This window comes from Culicoidibacter larvae, assembly GCF_005771635.1.
Taxonomy (GTDB): domain Bacteria; phylum Bacillota_I; class Bacilli_A; order Culicoidibacterales; family Culicoidibacteraceae; genus Culicoidibacter; species Culicoidibacter larvae.
This window is the reverse complement of the sequence record NZ_VBWP01000006.1, coordinates 134,765-154,086: the sequence shown is the minus strand read 5'-3', so window position 1 is coordinate 154,086 and position 19,322 is coordinate 134,765. Positions and strand designations below refer to the sequence as shown.

Below are 19,322 nucleotides of genomic sequence, written 5' to 3'. Positions count from 1 at the left end.
TGATCCACAACAATATAAAAAGAGCTTATCATAGAATATTTAACTCTACAATAAACTCTGTCTTTATTATACAAGGATGATCTGCAGTCTTTTATGCAGAAAGAGCTCGTTGATATTGTTGGTGAGGTGAAGCATTTAATTCTCCGCTTCGAGACGGCAATAAAGAACAAGAACTTGTTCTTTGTTGCCGATATGCCAGCTTTCCTGGAAATAAAAATTAATCGGATTCAATTAAAGCAGTTGCTGTATAACATTATTGCCAATATTTGTCAGTACACTGATGTCGGCGGTGAATTTGCGATTACGCTGTATGAAGAAGACGGATTGTTGCATATTATTGCATCTAATGATGTTTCTGATACTAGCGCTATTGATTTTGCCAGAGTATTTGATTTGTTTTATATTGCCGGTAATAATGAATTATCAAGCGGTGTTGGTATGTATGTTATCAAACAGGCTGCTGAAAGTCTTGGTGGTTCGGCGCAGTTTGCACCGACTGAGCAAGGAGTAATATTAAGTGTGCAGTTTCCGTTGATTAAAGCTGGTGATAGCGATGAAGCGTAGCTTGAAATTTTTGCTACTGACGGTGTTTGTAATGCTTGCGGTAGTTTTGCTGCAGGTGAAGCCGGTGGCGGCGTATGCGGTGCCGCAGTCACGGGATGCGGCGATAACGGAATTTAAGCAGCAACTGGTGCGCGAAGGTAAACCGGCCGGTACCTATGAAGTGGAGATTACATATGGTAATAATGGTCGAACTTTGACAGAAACAGTGCTTATGACAATAACCGATGTGAATACTGTGGTGAATGGCAATATTGCTATTGATGCTGCAGATTTTGTGGTTTCGCAGTCGCAAGTGACGTCGATGGATAATGCCGCGTGGCTGAAAGCAGCTGAAGCGCAGGCATGGCGAACGGATACCCAGGTGCTTCTTAATGTGCAGGCAGATACCGGGCATGTTGTTAAAGCCGCTGGTATTTATCCGGTTACATTTGTGACTGATGGCGGAGTGCAGACAACTGTGAATGTGCAGGTTGTCGATTCGAATGGTGCCGGGACACTTGGTACTCAGGAACCGATTCAGGATATTTATGTCAATAATGCCGCTACCCAGATTCAGGAAAATGTCGTTACTGATACGACATTTTTGTGGGGCGCTTTCGGAACATGGATTGACACTGCATTTAGTGTGTTGATTTTGATTGCCTTTTTAATTCCGATTACGATTTTATTAGTTGAATATTCACTCGTTTTGCGGGTGACCAAACAGTTGATGCAATTGTTGCAACGTAAGTAACTGATTTTATCCATATAATATACATATTCTGTTCATTGAGTGCTGGGAGTCGCTCAAATATAATTAATATGACAGCAGTGAAACATAGTAGTGTTTAATTTAAGAAAAAAGAGGGGTTTTTAAACATGTATAAAAAAATAGGAAAAGCAATTATTGCCTTTACAGCAGTAATGGTGTTAATTTTTTCTCAGGTAGATATTCTGGCTATGGCTCAGGATGATGTACCTACTGAAAACAATTCGGCAGCGAATGCTGTTGACGAAAATGCGACGGTGAATGGCGAAACAACCGACCAATCGCAAAGTAATGCAGCGGCTGATGATGAATCAGATTCGATAGGTGTTCAAGGAACGCGACAGTTGCTGGGTGATGCGCCAACTGTGCAAAGTGCATTCGCAGTTTTTGATGGCAAGGATCTGTCAACAAATCCAAGTTTTTCATATGCTCCAAAGGATATTGCTGCTTCAGCAAGAACGTTAAGTATTTCTGAATCATTTCCGGATAGTGTTCAGGTGAGCGGAGCAACGATTGAAGTGAAACTCAATAATGTTCTGCAATTAGCCGGAGCGCCTGGAATGGTTAAAAATGCCAATAATGGTTGGGTATTTGATAAGAATGAACTTGCCGATCAATTAAAAGGGGCAATTGGTAATGCTACCTATACACCTGAAAAGGTGAATGGTGTACTAACCGGCAAAGCTACCTTGGTATATGCGATTAATCCAGGAGCACCAAGTGTAATTATGGATATGCAATTTGAAATGAGTCCGACTTATTCAGTGCGGATGTATAATGGTGCAGCTGAGAGTTTTAATGATGTTGTTGATGTACGCACTTCATATACTGAAAATGGTGTTGAAAAAGAGAACAGCACTGCTAAAATTGACAATATAACCATTACTAATGCTGATAGTGTTTGGGTTGGGTTTGAACAAAAAGGAATTCAGTTTAAGAATCCTGGCAACAGCGGAACAACAACTACAGGATTGCCACTCTATATTTACGCATATAATTTCAAAAATGGTGCTCAACCTGGAGCAATCAAAGAGCTTGTTTATAATGTACGAATTAATAAACATATTGGTTTAAGCGGAGTAAGAATCAGCAATGGTAGTGTAGCATATACAGTTACACCTGATGCCAGTAATGCAGACTTTGATATTTTGACTATTACGGCTACAAATTTTAGTACAACAGCAACACTTTATTATGATTATACTTTACCAAATGATATTGCACTTGGTAATTATACTGTGTTTAGTGTACCAGCAACAATTCCAGGGTATCCAAACTCAATTACCAGAATTGATGGGACTGTACATACTGGTAATCTTTACACTCAAGGTGAAGTTAATGTAATTGGTGTTTCCGATCCGAATGCAGTCGCAAGTTTAGATGTAAATGCTAATAATCATTCTATTGCGATTCAAGATGAAGATGCAAGTATGAATTTGCTTGGAAATATGATGTTAGGTAATAAGAGCGCAAGCACAATCAGCAATCAGTCAGCAAAATTGGATTTTAGTGCTTATAGCAGTACATACGGGGTTGAACAAGTAACTTTAAAGTTACCAAGCCAGATAAAAGCAGATAATATTAAAGCAAAAACCAATCTTGGAAATACATATACATTGGCAACAGCTGTACAAACAGTTTCCGGTGCAAACAATTATGTAACCCTTTCAAAGGATAGTTTAGGAATTACCAATAGTAATGAATATATCACGGAATTAGCCTGGGACTTTACCGGGAGTTTTGCAGCAGGGTGGAACTCAAATGTTCAGTTCACTGATATTTCATATTTTGGCGACGCAATAATTAAATATTACGGCAAGGTTCTTGTAATGCCGGCCAATCGTCAATACGATGCATCATTGACAATCTTCGAGACTGGCAATGATGCCAATGTTTTCACCAATAAAACTCAGACAATTACGGTTTCATCACCAAGTGATGGTTATTCGGCAACATTAGGTTTGTATGGACAGACCTTGGATGTGAGCAAGAAAAGTGGAGACAAACATTCAGTTACCTTAGCAACGGGATATTCAAATTATCGGTATAGTTTTAACATGGTTCGTAGATTAAACGGAATCGCTTTCTATGTGCGTAATACAGAGTATGCAACCATTGATGTCAATACGATAAAGGTGACTTGGAACGGTAATACCTATCAAACCAGTGATGGCAGTTTAACTGCAATAGAAGGTGTTGATAATACTAATAATAAATTTTATAAATTAGAGTTGCCGGATGTTATTTTAGGTACGGGTAATCCTGATACTATTACTTCAGCTTATCCGGAGGCAACAATAAAATATGATTTCAAAATCAAGCCTTCTGCACCAACAACATCAATTCCGACACAGGATTTTATTATGGTGACACCACTTGATGATACAATGACATTCAGCAATGGTGGGAGTTATTTTACTTATCTAATTAAAGATAAGTTTAATGTAACCGGGAAAAATAATCCGGCAACTAATCTGGTTTCATTATCGTCAGGGAAAGTTTTTAAAATTGAAGCACAAAAAAGTTTCTTGGTAACAACAGCAGCGAATCTTGATGATGGACCATGGGTGAGTTATGATTATGATACTAATCAATCAATCATTGATTTGAATCCAAGTGGTGATGCGAAGTACCAGTTAACGGTAACCAATAATTCAGGTCAAACAATTAATGGCTACACGGCTTTAGTGCCAATTCCAAAATATGGTGAACAGACTGCATTAACTTCTGGTTCAGACCCATTTGAATCGGGCTATCATTTGCAAAAAGAGGCTTTCGGCTGGACTACATCATTGCTAGAAGAAATTAATACTTCAGCAGCGAATCTTGATTATCAGGTGTTATATGCGACAACATATGAAACAGAACGTAATTCGCCAAACTTTGTTGCATGGGATGCTATTGCGAATAAAGACGATATTCGTATGGTAAAAATTTTTACTGATAATCCGATTGTCGATGGCACAGTGGATGTAATTGATTTCCCATTAGCATTGACCGATCCGTTAGCGGACGCTCATGCCGGAAACTTAAACATTTACTCAGCACGGATTTTCCGTAGTATTGATGGAAATGAAAGCTATAAAGCCAGTGAACCGATTGCGATTCGTTTAAAAACCGGGATTGTAACCGGTGTGGTTTTCGATGATGCAAACCGTAATGGTCTACAAGATGCCGGTGAAAACGGACGCAATGGTGTTTCGGTGATTGCCTATGAGGCAGGAACAACAACCCAATTGGCAACCGCAACAACTCAAACATTTAATGGGGTTAATGGTGTCTACAAATTTATGGGCTTAGATAAGAACCAAAATGTGGATATTGTGTTTGGTAATCCAAATACTGATGACTCAACCCGATTCAGTCCGGTTACTAGTGGTGGTTCAACACCAACAGCTACTGGCGACCATTTAAAAGCAAAAACTGCGAATATTACGCCAAGTACATTGATGGCAACAACCATCAATGCCGGATTGATTACTCCGACAGAAGTGACAATGGACGCACAAGGTGGATTGACTGCTGATAGTGTGATTAAACGCTATCCAGGAGAAACCATCGTCAGTGAACCAGCAGTCACTCGCGAAGGGCATACGTTTATCGGTTGGTTTACAGCAGCAACCGGCGGAAGTAAAATAACTTTCCCGTATACGGTTGGAACACAAGACACAACATTATACGCGCAATACACAGTCAATCAATATACGTTAAGTTATGATGTCACGACTAATGGCGGAGAAAGCAGTGTGCCTGCAGCGGAAACAATCAACTATGGTACGAAAGCCACAAAACCAGCTGATGCAACTAGAACCGGTTACACATTTACTGGCTGGTTTACGGCAGCAAGTGGTGGCACAGCATGGGATTTCAACACGACAACAATGCCTGCTGCCAATACAACTTTGTATGCACAATTCAGCATAAATACATATACAACAACCTTCAATAATGATGGCGTTGAAACAACGAGTGATGTTGTCTATGGCGGAACAATCACTGAACCAGCAGCCCCAAGTAAAGAAGGCTATACATTTAATGGCTGGTTTACTGCAGCAACCGGCGGCACTCAGTGGAATTTCTCTACTGGAACAATGCCAGCAAATAACATGACATTGTATGCGCAATACTCAGTGAATGCATACACATTGAGCTTTGATATCGCAACCAATGGTGGCAGCGGAACCGCACCAACTGCGCAAACAATCAACTATGGTGTTAAGGCAACAAAACCAGCTGATCCAAGTAAAACCGGATATAGTTTTGCCGGCTGGTTCGATGCTGCAACTGACGGCAATGCGTGGGACTTCGACACGAAAACAATGCCAGCAAACAATGTAACTTTATATGCGCAGTTTAGTGTTGATAGTTACACAGTGACTTTCAACAACGATGGCGCAACAACGACCGAAAGCGTGACTTATGGTGCATTGGTACCTAAACCAGTCAACCCAACTAAACTTGGTTATACTTTCAACGGTTGGTTCGATGCCCAAACTGGAGGTAATGAATGGAATTTCAGCACCGACACGATGCCAACTAACAATGTAACGTTGTACGCACAATATAGCGCAAACACATATACATTGACGTTTGATGCAAAAGGCGGAAGTGCAGTGACCGCGATAAACGCAGCCACTGATACTCCAATCGATATCGATGCCAATGTAACCACAAAAGCTGGTTATACCTTCTTAGGTTGGTATGATATCAATGACACTCAAGTGACTGGAACGATTACTATGTATCCATATAATGCTACACTTACAGCTAAATGGCAGGGTATTGATCAGACCATTAGTTTAGATGTAAACAATGGTGATGTAACGAGTGTTCCAACCAGCATTGTGCAACCAACCGGCAGTGCGGTGAATTTGGATACAGTTGTGCCAACTAGAGCCGGATACAGCTTTATTGGTTGGTTTGATACAAGCGATGTGCAACATAGCGGAAGTTTTGCGATGCCGGCAGGCGGTCTGCAGCTGAAAGCGAAGTGGACAGCAGCTGACCAAGTTATTACATTCAATACTCATGGCGGCACTGGTGTTGATTCAATTGTTGCACCAACCGACAGTATGGTAGATATCAGTAGCTTAAGCAGTGACCAATGGAGCTATGGGTTCCAAGGCTGGTTTGATGCTAATGGAGTACGATACAGTGGCAGCTTTACGATGCCAGCGGGTGGTTTACAGTTACAAGCGAAATGGCAAGATTACATCGCTGATGGTGTTTGGACAATTTCGGCTAATGATTTCCAAGTTAGCTATGCAGATTTAAAAGCATTCATTGCCAACGGAACATTAGAAGCCGAATTACTAAATCGTTCTGGCAGCGCAGCATTGGATCATAATCTAAATACAACTTTAACGCCATTACGTATTAGCAATATTGCTAAGTTAACAGAAAGTCCGCAAAGTGGAAAATTTGAGTTAGAGGTTGCTTATACTGATCCAAATGCGGCAATTGCTAACAACAGCACAAGCAGAATTCTTTACAATACTAACGAAAGAGTACTTAACACTACTTTTACCGTGACTGTTGTTGAAGAACAAAGCTTGGATAATACCGATGCATTAGCAAGTACCGGGCAAAATACACTCTATTTTATTATTATCGGTGCAATTGTTGCTCTTGCAGGACTTGTGTTATTAATCATCAAGAAAAAACGACATAATCAATAATGAGGAAACTCAAAACTAAAAACAGCGGTCTGGCAGACCGCTGTTTTTATCATTTCTTTTAGTGATAAAAATAAACTTGTTTAAACATGTTGACAAACTTGGTTAAACAAGTTATATTAGTAGTGTAAAGGTTTTCAAATTAGGAGGTTTTATACTATGGGAAAGTATACTGAACAAGCAAAATCGTTGCTTGAGTACGTTGGCGGTAAAGACAATATTGTTTCGTTGACGCATTGTGTGACGAGATTACGATTTGTTTTAAAAGATGAGAGTAAAGCAGACATTACTAAGATTGAAGCATTGGATGATGTGAAGGGAACATTTACCAGTGCTGGACAATTCCAGGTTATTATTGGTAATGCTGTTGCTGACTTTTATAAGGATTTTGCGGCTGTAAGCGGCATTGAAAAAGTGAGCAAAGAAGAAGTGAAGCAGGATGCGTTGCAACATCAAAATATTTTACAGCGTTTGATTGCTAACTTGGCAGAGATTTTTGTACCAATCATTCCGGTATTGTTAGCCGGTGGGTTGATTTTAGGATTGCGTAATATTTTGGAGAGTATTGCTATTGTTGATGGTTTAACTTTAGTGCAAATGTATCCTTGGGTAGATGCGTTAAACTCATTCTTATGGGTGCCGGGTGAAGCGATATTCCATTTCTTGCCGGTTGCTATTTGTTGGTCAACAGTTAAGAAGTTTGGCGGTACGCCAGTACTAGGTATTACTTTAGGAATTATGCTGGTATCACCACAATTATTGAATGCTTATGGCTATGCGGCAGCGAATGCTGCCGGAGAAGTACCGGTTTGGGACTTTGGTCTGTTCGTTATTCAAAAAGTTGGTTATCAAGCACAAGTGCTACCGGCATTGCTTGGTGGGATTGTACTTGCTAAGATGGAAACATTCTTAAGCAAATATATCCACGATGCATTGAAAATGGTTATCATTCCGATTACTGTTTTATTAGTAACTTTAGTATTATCATATACAATTATCGGACCGGTATCACGTGAAATCGGTAATGCGATTGCCTTCGCTTTTGAATGGCTGCTAACCGGACCGTTTAGCTTTATCGGCGCAATTATTTTCGGTCTCGCTTATGCACCGCTGGTAATTACCGGATTGCATCACACCTTTATTGCTGTTGACTTGCAGTTGATTGCGAATCTTGGTGGAACGATGATTTGGCCGATGATTGCCTTGAGCAATATCGCTCAAGGGGCAGCTGCCTTCGCATGTTATTTCTTATATAAAGATGCAAAAACTCGTTCAGTAACGACATCTTCAACTATTTCAGCATGGTTAGGAGTTACCGAGCCGGCGATGTATGGGGTTAACTTGAAATTCCGTTATCCGTTCTATGCGGCCATCATTGGTTCAGCTTGTGCGGCAGTGGTTTCAATTGTGACCGGCGTTATGGCTAATGGTATTGGTGTTGGTGGATTGCCAGGAATCTTGTCAATTCAACCACAATATTGGTTACCGTTTGCGATTGCAATGGTTGTAGCAATTGCCGTGCCGATGGTTCTTACCTTTGTATTCCACAAAATGGCAGTACAAAAAGCTGGCGGTAAAGAAATTATTACTGCTGAGGAAACTGATTTCGGTATGTAGGAAAATGGTTGATGTGGCAAGCAGCTTGCCACATCAACTTCTTTTTATAAAGAGAGGCGAATAAAGATGAACACAAAATTTAAGCAGTCAGTTGTCTATCAGATATATCCTAAAAGTTTTCAAGATAGTAATGGTGATGGTATTGGTGATATTCAAGGCATTATTTCGCGGCTTGATTATTTGGCTGAGCTGGGCGTTGATTATTTATGGCTGACACCGCCGTACGTGTCGCCGCAACGTGATAATGGGTATGATATTGCTGATTACTATGAGATCGATCCGTTGTATGGTACGATGGCTGATTTTGATGAGTTGTTAGCACAAGCTCACGCCAAAGGGTTGAAGATTATTATGGACTTGGTAGTGAATCATACTTCTACCGAGCATGAGTGGTTTAAGCAGGCGCGTACCGGTAAGGATAATCCTTATTATGATTATTATATTTGGCGCGATCAGCCGAATAACTGGCAGTCTAAGTTTGGCGGGACTACTTGGGAGTATAATCAAGCAACCAATACTTACTATTTGCATTTGTTTGATAAAACTCAGGCTGATTTAAACTGGGAAAATCCGAAGATGCGTCAGGATATTTATAAGATGATGCGTTGGTGGCTGACTAAAGGTATTGACGGATTCCGTCTTGATGTCGTGAATCTGCTTTCCAAGGATCAGCGCTTTTTAGATGATACTTTGGCTTCTGCTACCGCTGATGGGCGTAAGTTTTATACTGATGGTCCACGCATTCATGAGTTTTTGCATGAAATGAATCGTGAAGTTCTGGCTCAGTTTCCGGATGCCTTAACAACCGGTGAAATGTCATCGACAAACTTAGCGAGTTGTATCCGTTATACTAATCCAGCGAATGAAGAACTGGATATGGTATTTAATTTCCATCATTTAAAGGTTGATTATAAGGATAAAGCCAAGTGGACCAAGACGCCTTTTGATTTTGCTGAGTTAAAGCAGTTATTTACAGAGTGGCAGGTTGGTATGCACGAAGGTGGTGGTTGGAACGCCTTGTTCTGGAACAATCATGATCAGCCGCGAGCGTTATCACGTTTTGGGAATGATCATGAGTATCGCTTTGAGAGTGCGACAATGTTGGCAACAGTTTTGCATGGTATGCAAGGGACGCCATACATTTATCAGGGCGAAGAGTTTGCAACCGGAAATCCTGATTTTACTTCAATTCATCAGTATCGCGATGTTGAGTCGCTCAATGCTTTTGAGATTTTGCGTAATGCCAATATACCAGAGGCTGAGGTGCTGGATATCTTAGCGGCGAAGTCGCGGGATAATGGTCGGACGCCGATGACTTGGGATAGTGGCCATGCTAATGGGTTTACCAGCGGTAAACCATGGATTAGTGCCGGCAGAAATGCTGATGAAGTGAATGCCGCAGCTGATTGTGCAGCGGCAAAGTCGGTGTTTAAGTATTATCAAAAGTTGATTCAATTGCGTAAAGAACAGGCAGTTATTGTTGATGGTGATTATCAGCCGTTGTTTGCTGAGCATGCACAGCTGTTTGCTTATAGTCGTAATTTAGCTGATGAGCATTTGCTAGTGCTGGCAAACTTTTATGATACACCTATGGAGATAGATTTATCTGCTATTGAGTGGTTAAAGGGGAGTCAGCAGGTGTTGATCAGTAACGCCGCCAAACCGCTTGAGCGTTTAGAAGGAATTATTAGTTTGCAACCGTATGAAACCTATATGGTTTTGGGATAAATTTTGAAAAAAGCTGAAACTATTGAGCTGACAACCACAGTGACTATTACTGTTCGAACCGCTGATGGACAAAAATACGCCGAAACCAATGTAACAATAACTGTAACTGGTGAAGGCAATGCAACGGCGCCAAATAGTCCAGCTGACCTTGAGGGCAAAACATTAATTTTCGGACTTCCGGTTACCGGGTAAAATGATGCAATAACAATAACCGGAATCTTCCTGATAATCAGCGGCTCATCGCTAACCTTTTTCTTGATAAAACGTCGTAAAAAAGAGTAAATAAGATAAAAGCTTAGTGTTTCGTTGCGAATAAACCCCGATGCCGCTTTACCGGCATCGGGGTTTGACTTTCCAATAATTGAAAATACATTTCATAATTGCTGGATTTGTTGAAATATTTTCTAAAAAGCGGTAAGCTTCAATTGTAAGCGCTATATGCGTAACTATAAGGAGGTAAAATATATGAACGCTTTTCTGAATTTTTTAGAAACAAAATTCATGCCGCCAATGTCTAAACTTGCAGAGCAAAGACATTTGCGAGCGATTCGTAACGGGATTGTTGCAACAATTCCAATTGTTATCGTTGGTTCTTTCTTCTTGATTTTCTTAAATCTACCATTAGAACCACTTGGTATTGACTGGAAAGCTGTGATTGCAAGTATTAATCCAAACTTATCAACATACATCTTGCTTGCATTCCGTTTAACAGTTGGGTTGATGGCTTTGTATACTGCGTTTGGTATCGGGGTAGCACTTGGGTCTTCTTATAAAATGGATCCAACAATGTCAGGGATTGCAGCAACAGTTGCATTCTTATTCTCATTGATTCCGGTAACAGTAAATGCTGATATGGTAACTGCAATGACTAATGCTGGACTTGAACCAATTGCTGCCGGACAATATTTGTCGGTAGCAGCACTTGGGTCTTCAAGTTTGTTTGGGGCAATTGTGTATTCATTGATTGCAGTTGAAATTGTACGTTTGTTTAAAAAATACAATATCACTATCCGCATGCCAGAAGGTGTACCACCGGCAATCTCGGCTTCTTTCGAATCTTTATTCTCAATCGGATTTGTTATTATCTTGGTTTGGGTAGTTCGTTTCGTATTTGGCTTTGACTTAAATGCGGTAATCACTTGGGCACTTTCGCCATTATCAAGCTTCTTAGTTGGTGATAATATCTTCGGGGTACTCCTGATTGTATTCTTAGTTACTATCTTCTGGAGTGTTGGTTTACACGGTGTATCTTTAGTTGGTACAATTGTACGTCCTTTCTGGGAGCAAGCAATTAATGCCAATGCTGATGCATTCGCAATGAATGGCGGAAATGCAGCTTTATCTGCGTTGCCTCATATGTTCCCTGAGCAATTCTTACAATGGTTTGTATGGATTGGTGGTAGTGGGGCAACAATCGGGTTAGCGATTTTATTATTGTTCGCTCGTTCTAAGTACCTGAAACAAATGGGACGTATCAGTATTGTACCGTCAATCTTTAACATCAACGAACCGTTAATCTTCGGTTTACCGATTGTTATGAACCCGGTATTAATTATCCCATTCGTTCTTGCGCCAATGGTTATGACTGTTGTAGCAGGTATTGCTCAATACTTGAACTTGGTAAACGGAATGGTATTCCGGGCACCATGGACATTGCCTGGACCACTGGGTGCCTGGATGGCAACCAACTGGGACTGGCGAGCATTCGTGCTTTGTCTGGTAGGTATTGTTATTTCATTAGTTGTGTATTTCCCATTCTTCAAAGCTTATGATGATAAAATGGCTAAACAAGAAGAGGAAGCAATCGCAGCTGAAAATGCTGAAGCACTTGCAAGTGCTGAATAAAAATTGGAGTTGAAAATTATGGAAGTATATATTTTCTTAGGATATTGTGCGCTAGTATTTATTGGCACAAATATATTGGCAAAAAAATATGTTGAACGGGTAGGCAACGTGCTAAGTCGCTGGATCGTAATCCCGGTTGGCGGTCTGCTTTGTATGGCAGTTATCTTTTTAGTAGCAAGTTTGTTCCCGGATTGGCTGGGGATTGGTATCATGGTACCGTTTGTTTGTTTCTATGTTGGCGTAGTTGCGCATTTAACATTTGCTAAAGTTGCCAGTTTGAATAAAAAAGCAAGCGAAATGATGAAAAAATAATACTTCCGTAATATAGCAATATAACGAGTGTGACTTACAAATATACACTCCTGGAAAATAAAAGAGGCTTGCTTGCAGCAAGTCTCTTTTATATAATTTATGGGAGGTGAGTATATTAATGTATAAATACAAATTTGATGCCATTATTGCCACAACCGGACCGGGTGCATATGTTGAGTTTCCTTATGACGTACAAGAAGAGTTTGGGAAAGGCCGGGTAAAAGTTGAAGCTCGTTTTGATGGACAGGTCATTTATCGCGGTTCATTAGTGCGTATGCAAACACCATGCCATATTTTAGGTATTCGTAAAGACATCTTAAAAGCGTTAGGTAAGGGTATTGGTGATCAAGTCACGGTTGAATTAAAAGAAGATTTAGCAGTGCGTGAGGTTGAGGTACCGACTGACTTGGCAGAGCGGTTTGCTGACAATCAGGCAGCAAAGCAATTTTTTCAAAGTTTATCATACACTAATCAGCGAAAATACGTTGAGTGGATTACCAGTGCCAAGAAGGCGGAAACCCGTGAAAGTCGAATTGAACAGACAATAGTAATGTTGGCAGCAGGCCAAGTGAAGTAAGTAAAAACAATTGTGATGAATTCCATATAGACAGGTACTTTCTGGTTTTTATTTTGAAAGTGCTTGCATTTAAAAATTTTATAACTTATAATAGCAGTATAATCAATAGCCAAAAAAATGTATATTGAAAGAAACCATGCTGCAATGGTTTGGTTTTATATCACAATATACAAAATATTGTATATTGAATAAAGGAGTGAAAACGATGTTAAGAATTATGGTTGGCGGACAGATTGACAAGGCTGAAATTGCAGCGCTTGTTGAAAAGTACGGAAACGGACAGGTAAGTATTGAAGTAAAAGGTGACCTTGATGCTGCAATGGCTATGCAGGCAGGTCAGGCTGATTACTATATCGGTGCTTGTAATACTGGCGGCGGCGGTGCGTTAGCAATGGCGCTGGCATTATTGGGACATGATAAATGTGTTACATTATCAATGCCAAGCAGTATGATGTCAGAAGAAGAAATTCGTGAGCAAGTGCGTTCAGGAAAAATCGCTTTTGGTTTCACAGCACAAGATAAAGAGAAAATAGTTCCGATTGTTATGGACGAATTGTTGAAACTCAAATAATTAGTGTAATGAGGGTGAGCTTGACTCGCACTCATTCACTCAAGATTTTAAGGGTAGGACATCAGGAGAAAACAGATTATTTCATCACAAAAAAATAGTATTGAAATACTCAGGAGGAAATTTATATGGAATTCATGAAAATTGTTGAGCTGCTTGTAGTGGGGGCAGTTGGGGCCTTGGCAGCGATTTTAGCTAATCGCGGGATTGCTGTATTTAATGATGGGTTACGTCCGGTTATGCCGGAATTTCTCGATGGCAAAATTGGTCGTAAAGAGCTTGCGGCAACGAGTTTTGCATTAAGTTTTGGTTTAGTTATCGGGTTTGGTATTCCGGTTTCGATTGGGGCGTCAATTTTATTGGTGCATAGTGTGCTTTTAGCTACTGATATCATCGGTACTTGGTCACCATCCGGTAAAAAAGGGATTATCATTGCCGGAGCAGTTGGGGCTGTTTATGGGGTATTATTGACTTTAGGATTACAGTTAGTCATTGATGCTTTTGCATTGCTACCGATTAACTTCCTTGATGCGTTAGCAAAAGTTGGTAGTCCGATTGTTGTTGCTTTTGCGGTATTCCCGGCAATTGCAGTTGCTTATCAACATGGGTTTAAAAAGGGTGCAATTACATTTTTGGCAACAGCTGCATCAATGTTCTTGGTAAACTGGATCAACATGTTGCAAGTTTTACAAATTAATGGTACTAACATTAAGTTGAGTGTTGAAGGAATGTCATTACTTGTTGGTATGGGATTCTTAATCGGATTTGCAATTTCAATTAAAGGTGATGGTAATGCCAATCAGCAATTAGTCAGTATTTTCTTGGAACGGGTAAAACGCATTAAAGCAAACTGGATTATTTTAGCGGTAATCGGTGGATTAGTAAGTGCGGCAACAAGTATGGCGTTAATGGCCGGGGATCCAATTTCATTAAACTTAATGAGTCAAGGAAACTTTACTGAGGCAGCATTAGCAGCCGGAGCGCGCGGTATCGGATTTATTCCGTTAGTGTTCTCAACAGCTATTGTTACCGGTGTATATAGCCCGGCAGGAACTACATTTGTATTCGTAGCTGGGATTCTTTTACAAGGAAATCCAATTGTGGCGTTTATTGTTGGATTCATTATTATGTTCGTTGAAATCATGTTATTGAACGGTGTGGCTAAAGGGTTAGACCGCTTCCCGGGAATTCGTGAAATGGGTGAACATATCCGTACTGCGATGAATAAAGTGTTGGAAGTTGCATTGCTTATTGGTGGGGCATTAGCCGCAGAAGCAATTGTGCCAGGTGTTGGATTCTTCTGGGTTGCCGGATTATATTTATTGAATCGTACAATGAAAAAACCAGTTGTTGATTTAGCGGTTGGACCGATTGCAGCAATTAGTTTAGGAATTATTATCAATCTTGTATACTTAGTAGAGCAAGGTATATTAATGATTTTTGGTGGATAATAAAAATCGGTGCTAGGCGACAAGACTCTTAGCACCTTTCTTTTTAAAAAGTGCAGGTGAATAGCGAATGAACAAGCTGAAATATTTTGCGAAGGCAACAATGGCAGCGATGAGCGACCGATACCACAGTGTGGTTTCGGTGAATCAGGCAGCTTTTGATGAAAGCTGCGAGCGGATTGAGCGGCATGAATTTGCTGCGTATATGGGTGTGAAGAACACCGATATTTTGCGGCCGTGTGTTGAGCAGTTGAAAACGCGCGGGTATTTGTTGCATACGGTTGATGCTGCCAGTGATAACGGCCGGGCGATTGATGTTGAGCGGCTGAATCCTTTGACCGGGCGCCATATGAGTGGTTCGTCAAGTGGCACAGCAATCAATGTTTTTACCGGTATTAATGATATTGGTGTTGGCAGTGATGGCGGTGGTTCAGTTTTAGCACCGGCAATCAGTCTTAACCTGTTTGCTTTTATGAGTCCGCTTTTACCGGTTGTTGAGGCAGTCAAGCAGTCAACTGATAATTTGCAGTTTCAACCTTCGGCAGGTATTATGGCACGTGATTGGGCAAGCCTTGATGCTGCACTTGATGTGTTTGGGTTCTCAGGAAGCCAAACATCGCGGGAGATTCACATAGCAATACCGGCGGATTATGATTTAGTGACTGAGAATGGCTTAGAGGTTGTTGCAGTTTTGCGGCAGGCTTTGGGCGGGATTGCTCGGGTTGTGTTGCATGAAGTTGATTTTATTGATGCTGCGAGTGAACGCGCGCCGGCGATTGCCTTTTTAGAAGTAGCGATGACGCAGTATGATATGGTTGCGTTTATTGAGGGGCCAATTGATGTGCATAGTTATGGTGACTCAGTAATGGGTAGTTTCAGTGCAGCAACTAAGGCTAATCAGCAGCGCAGCGGCAAGGGTTTTTTACGGGTTGCCAATATGGCTGGCGGGACGGCGATTGCAGTGCCGGCGGCGGATATTGCGACGGGGATTACTTTATATTGTCGTTCGGAGCAGGAAGTCATTACGCAGATGGCGGGTGTTGCCGGAGCAATTCCGAGTGAAATACCGGCTGTTGTCCAGCGTTATTTCCACCAAAATGCACAAAGCAGACAGCAAGGATACATTAAATAAAGGAGTGGTTTTTATGCCGCTTGTAAATGGAATTACATTTATGCATGAACATACAACAATTGATTTATCAGGACTAAAGGGTACAGATGATTGTAACCTAAACTGTTTTGAGGAAACAATTGGCGAATATAAAGAATTATATCAACAAGGCGTTAGAAATATTGTTGATGTGACAAATATCGGCATGGGTCGTAATGTGAAGTATGTTGAAGATATAGCGAAGGCTTCAGGCATCAACATTATTCACGCTACTGGTTTCTATCAACATAAATTTTTACCACAAGTTGTCTTTGATTCAGGTGTAGATGCCTTAGCACAGATTATGATTGATGAAATTGAAATTGGTATTGATGGGACTGGTATTAAAGCAGAGATTATCGGTGAAATCGGCAGCAGCAAGAATGAAATGACTGCTGAGGAACACAAGGTGTTCCAGGCAGCAATGATTGCAGCTAACCGGACTGGTAAAAATTTGACAACCCATACGACGCTTGGGACTTATGGTCATGAGCAAGTTGCACTTTTTAAAGAACATAATTTTGATTTGGATCGGGTTGTTATCGGTCATGTTGATTTAACCGGTGATATTGATTATATTATGCATATGTTGAAACAAGGTGTGTATGTTGAGTTTGATACTATCGGCAAAGAAAATTATATGGCAGATAGCCGCCGATTAGAAATGCTTAAAGTTATTGAAGCAGCAGGATTTACTGATAAAGTGTTTTTATCTTTGGATATTACCCGCAAATCACATCTGAAATATTTAGGCGGTTTAGGGTATACCTTCTTGCTTGATAACTTTGTGCCAATGATTCGCGAGGGTGGTATCAGTGAGAGCTTTATTGAAAAGATGCTTATTACTAATCCGCAAAAATTTATGAACCGATAGAAAGGCGCAGATAGCAATGAAAACTTATCCATTAAAAAGTATTACTATTGACCAAGCTATGCAGAAGCAGTTTGCTCTTGTTGACGCGGTAACAAGAGAATTTGAAGGACAGGATATTATTACCCGAGGAGACCTTGGGGTTGTGCCGGGGTTGAACCAACCCCGCACAACCGCAAAAGTTGAGCGGGTCTTAGCTGACTTTTTCAATACTGAGGCGGCTATGCTGGTGCGTGGTGCCGGAACAATGGCTATTCGTTTGGCACTTTATGCAGTGATGAAGCCTCATGAGAAGCTTCTGATTCATGAGGCTCCGATTTATCCGACAACCGGAACATCAGTAGCAATGATGGGACTGCAAACGGTAAGTGCTGATTTCAATGATTTAGCGGCGTTAAAGGCAGCCATTGAATCACAAAAACCAGATGCGGTTTTGGTACAGTTTACTCGGCAACGTCCGGATGATGCATATGATATGGGTGAGGTGATCGCTTGTATTCGCAGCGTTGACGCTGAGTTGCCAATTATTACCGATGATAATTATGCAGTGATGAAAGTTGAAAAGATTGGGAGTGAGCTTGGGGCAAGTGCTTCTTGTTTCTCAATGTTTAAGCTTTTAGGGCCGGAAGGCATTGGCTGTATTGTTGGCGATTTGGCAATTATTGAGGCATTGCGTAAGGAAAATTATTCTGGCGGTCTGCAAGTGCAGGGGCATGAAGCTTTGGATGCTTTACGTGGCTTGATTTATGCACCGGTGGCTTTAGCAATTTCCGCACAAGTTACTGATGATTTGCATGAGCGCTTGAACAATGGTGAACTTGCTGGGGTTAAACAGGCATTTATTGCCAATGCGCAATCAAAAGTTTTATTGGTTGAATTAGAAGATGAAATTGCAGACCAAGTGTTGGCGGCGGCAGTGACCCTTGGTGGTTTGCCGAATCCGGTCGGAGCGGAATCTAAATATGAATTTTCGCCATTATTTTACCGGCTTTCAGGAACATTCCGCGCGGCCAATCCGGAATTATCGAAACGGATGATTCGGATCAACCCTAACCGTGCCGGCAGCGAAACAGTTCTTAGGATTTTGCGGGAAGCAATTGCACAAGTTAAATAACGTGATTCGCACGTAGACATATATATGTTAATCTCTTTGCTCCAAGAAGAGATTACTCCTAGAGTATCGGTTGAGCGGAAACAGATTCCCTTGACCGTACTCGCCTCTTGTTATTGAATTTTGTGAAAAAAAGCAATACAATTTAAATAATAAGATCAAATTGCGGGTGAGCTATTATGAATGAGACTTTTTATCGGAAAACCGGTTTAACAATTACTGAACTGGCACAAGAATTATTACAAATAAATAAGGGTGAGAAGCTGCCAATTATCAGCGAGCTTCAATTGCGTCTCGGGGTGTCACGGGGAACCGTGCAAAACGCATTGACGTTTTTGAAAACGCAAGGAGCAATTGCGCTTGAAAATAAGGGTCATTTGGGTACCTATGTAAGTGCGATTGATTATCAGATTTTGCAGAAGTATGCAATTTCTGATCAAGTTGTCGGCACCATGCCTTTACCTTATTCACGTTTATATGAAGGGTTTGCAACTGGACTGTATGAATGTTTTGGTAAGCATAATATTCGTTTGAATATGGCTTACGTTCGCGGGTCGAAAGACCGGATTCAGTCAGTAATTAATGGTGTATATGGTTTTGCCGTTACCTCAAAGTTTGCTGCAGATCGCGCTCTGCAAGAAGGCGCACCGATAAAAATCATTTTGGATTTTGGTCCGCATTCATATCTTTCACGGCACATATTATTGTTTGCTGATAACAGCAGTAAACAAATTGAAAATGGGATGCGTATCGCTATTGACAGTGGTTCGTTTGACCAAAGAGAATTAACAAACAGTTTGACTGATGGCTTTGATGTCACTTTTGTTGAAATGCCCGGGCACCAGATTATTCATGGTTTGCGCGAGGGTATTATCGATGCCGGAGTTTGGAACTATGATGAAATTATTGATAAAAATTATCAGGATTTGAATTATCGTTTTATTGAAAGTGATGAGCGTCAGGTTGATATGACCAGAGCGGTTATCATTGTTACTGAAACAAGTTCAATGATTGAAACAATTGTAAAGAAAAATGTCGAGATTGCTGAACTTTTAAAAGTTCAGCAGTCAGTCATGGCGGGAGCAATGATTCCGCGATATTAGTTATG

At 40.8% G+C, this 19,322-nt stretch carries 15 protein-coding genes; all 15 read left to right on the top strand.

Features of this window, described 5'->3' with window-relative positions; translation table 11 throughout:
- The first annotated feature begins 93 nt into the window (after positions 1-93).
- The 15 genes from FEZ08_RS08175 (at position 94) to yhfZ (ending at position 19,317) form a co-directional block, all read left to right on the top strand.
- Positions 94-564: a sensor histidine kinase gene (locus FEZ08_RS08175; protein WP_138191236.1), complete on the top strand. Its 471-nt coding sequence runs from the start codon at positions 94-96 to the stop codon at positions 562-564.
- Positions 554-1,297, top strand: coding sequence for a hypothetical protein (locus FEZ08_RS08170; protein ID WP_138191235.1), 744 nt, complete (start codon positions 554-556; stop codon positions 1,295-1,297). The genes FEZ08_RS08175 and FEZ08_RS08170 overlap by 11 nt, the downstream gene beginning before the upstream one ends.
- 125 nt (positions 1,298-1,422) lie before the next feature.
- Positions 1,423-6,990, top strand: a complete 5,568-nt coding sequence (locus FEZ08_RS08165) for an InlB B-repeat-containing protein (RefSeq protein WP_138191234.1) — start codon at positions 1,423-1,425, stop codon at positions 6,988-6,990.
- 156 nt (positions 6,991-7,146) lie between these two features.
- The gene (gene treP / locus FEZ08_RS08160; protein WP_138191233.1) at positions 7,147-8,604 is read left to right on the top strand and encodes a PTS system trehalose-specific EIIBC component; all 1,458 of its coding nucleotides are present in this window, start codon (positions 7,147-7,149) and stop codon (positions 8,602-8,604) included.
- Positions 8,605-8,670: 66 nt separating this feature from the next.
- Positions 8,671-10,332 (top strand): alpha,alpha-phosphotrehalase, encoded by a 1,662-nt coding sequence (gene treC / locus FEZ08_RS08155; protein ID WP_138191232.1) that lies wholly within the window; start codon positions 8,671-8,673, stop codon positions 10,330-10,332.
- Positions 10,333-10,335: 3 nt separating this feature from the next.
- Complete coding sequence (locus FEZ08_RS08150) at positions 10,336-10,524, top strand: VCBS domain-containing protein (protein WP_171014997.1); 189 nt, start codon at positions 10,336-10,338, stop codon at positions 10,522-10,524.
- Between the two features lie 273 nt (positions 10,525-10,797).
- Entirely contained in the window at positions 10,798-12,177 is a 1,380-nt protein-coding gene (locus FEZ08_RS08140; protein WP_138191230.1) for a PTS sugar transporter subunit IIC, read from the top strand.
- Between the two features lie 18 nt (positions 12,178-12,195).
- Complete coding sequence (locus FEZ08_RS08135; RefSeq protein WP_138191229.1) at positions 12,196-12,489, top strand: hypothetical protein; 294 nt, start codon at positions 12,196-12,198, stop codon at positions 12,487-12,489.
- A gap of 118 nt (positions 12,490-12,607) precedes the next feature.
- On the top strand, positions 12,608-13,066 hold the full coding sequence (locus FEZ08_RS08130) for a YdeI/OmpD-associated family protein (protein ID WP_138191228.1): 459 nt from the start codon (positions 12,608-12,610) through the stop codon (positions 13,064-13,066).
- Positions 13,067-13,271: 205 nt separating this feature from the next.
- Positions 13,272-13,637, top strand: a complete 366-nt coding sequence (locus FEZ08_RS08125) for a DUF2620 family protein (protein WP_138191227.1) — start codon at positions 13,272-13,274, stop codon at positions 13,635-13,637.
- Positions 13,638-13,762: 125 nt separating this feature from the next.
- Positions 13,763-15,085 (top strand): YhfT family protein, encoded by a 1,323-nt coding sequence (locus FEZ08_RS08120; RefSeq protein ID WP_138191226.1) that lies wholly within the window; start codon positions 13,763-13,765, stop codon positions 15,083-15,085.
- A gap of 67 nt (positions 15,086-15,152) precedes the next feature.
- On the top strand, positions 15,153-16,214 hold the full coding sequence (locus FEZ08_RS08115; protein ID WP_138191225.1) for an amidase family protein: 1,062 nt from the start codon (positions 15,153-15,155) through the stop codon (positions 16,212-16,214).
- 13 nt (positions 16,215-16,227) lie between these two features.
- Positions 16,228-17,106 carry a phosphotriesterase family protein gene (locus FEZ08_RS08110; RefSeq protein WP_138191224.1) on the top strand — a complete coding sequence of 293 codons (879 nt, stop codon included), beginning with the start codon at positions 16,228-16,230 and terminating at the stop codon, positions 17,104-17,106.
- A 16-nt stretch (positions 17,107-17,122) separates the two neighbouring features.
- On the top strand, positions 17,123-18,217 hold the full coding sequence (locus FEZ08_RS08105; protein WP_138191223.1) for an aminotransferase: 1,095 nt from the start codon (positions 17,123-17,125) through the stop codon (positions 18,215-18,217).
- 176 nt (positions 18,218-18,393) lie between these two features.
- Entirely contained in the window at positions 18,394-19,317 is a 924-nt protein-coding gene (yhfZ, locus tag FEZ08_RS08100; protein WP_138191222.1) for a GntR family transcriptional regulator YhfZ, read from the top strand.
- The last annotated feature ends 5 nt before the right edge of the window (positions 19,318-19,322 follow it).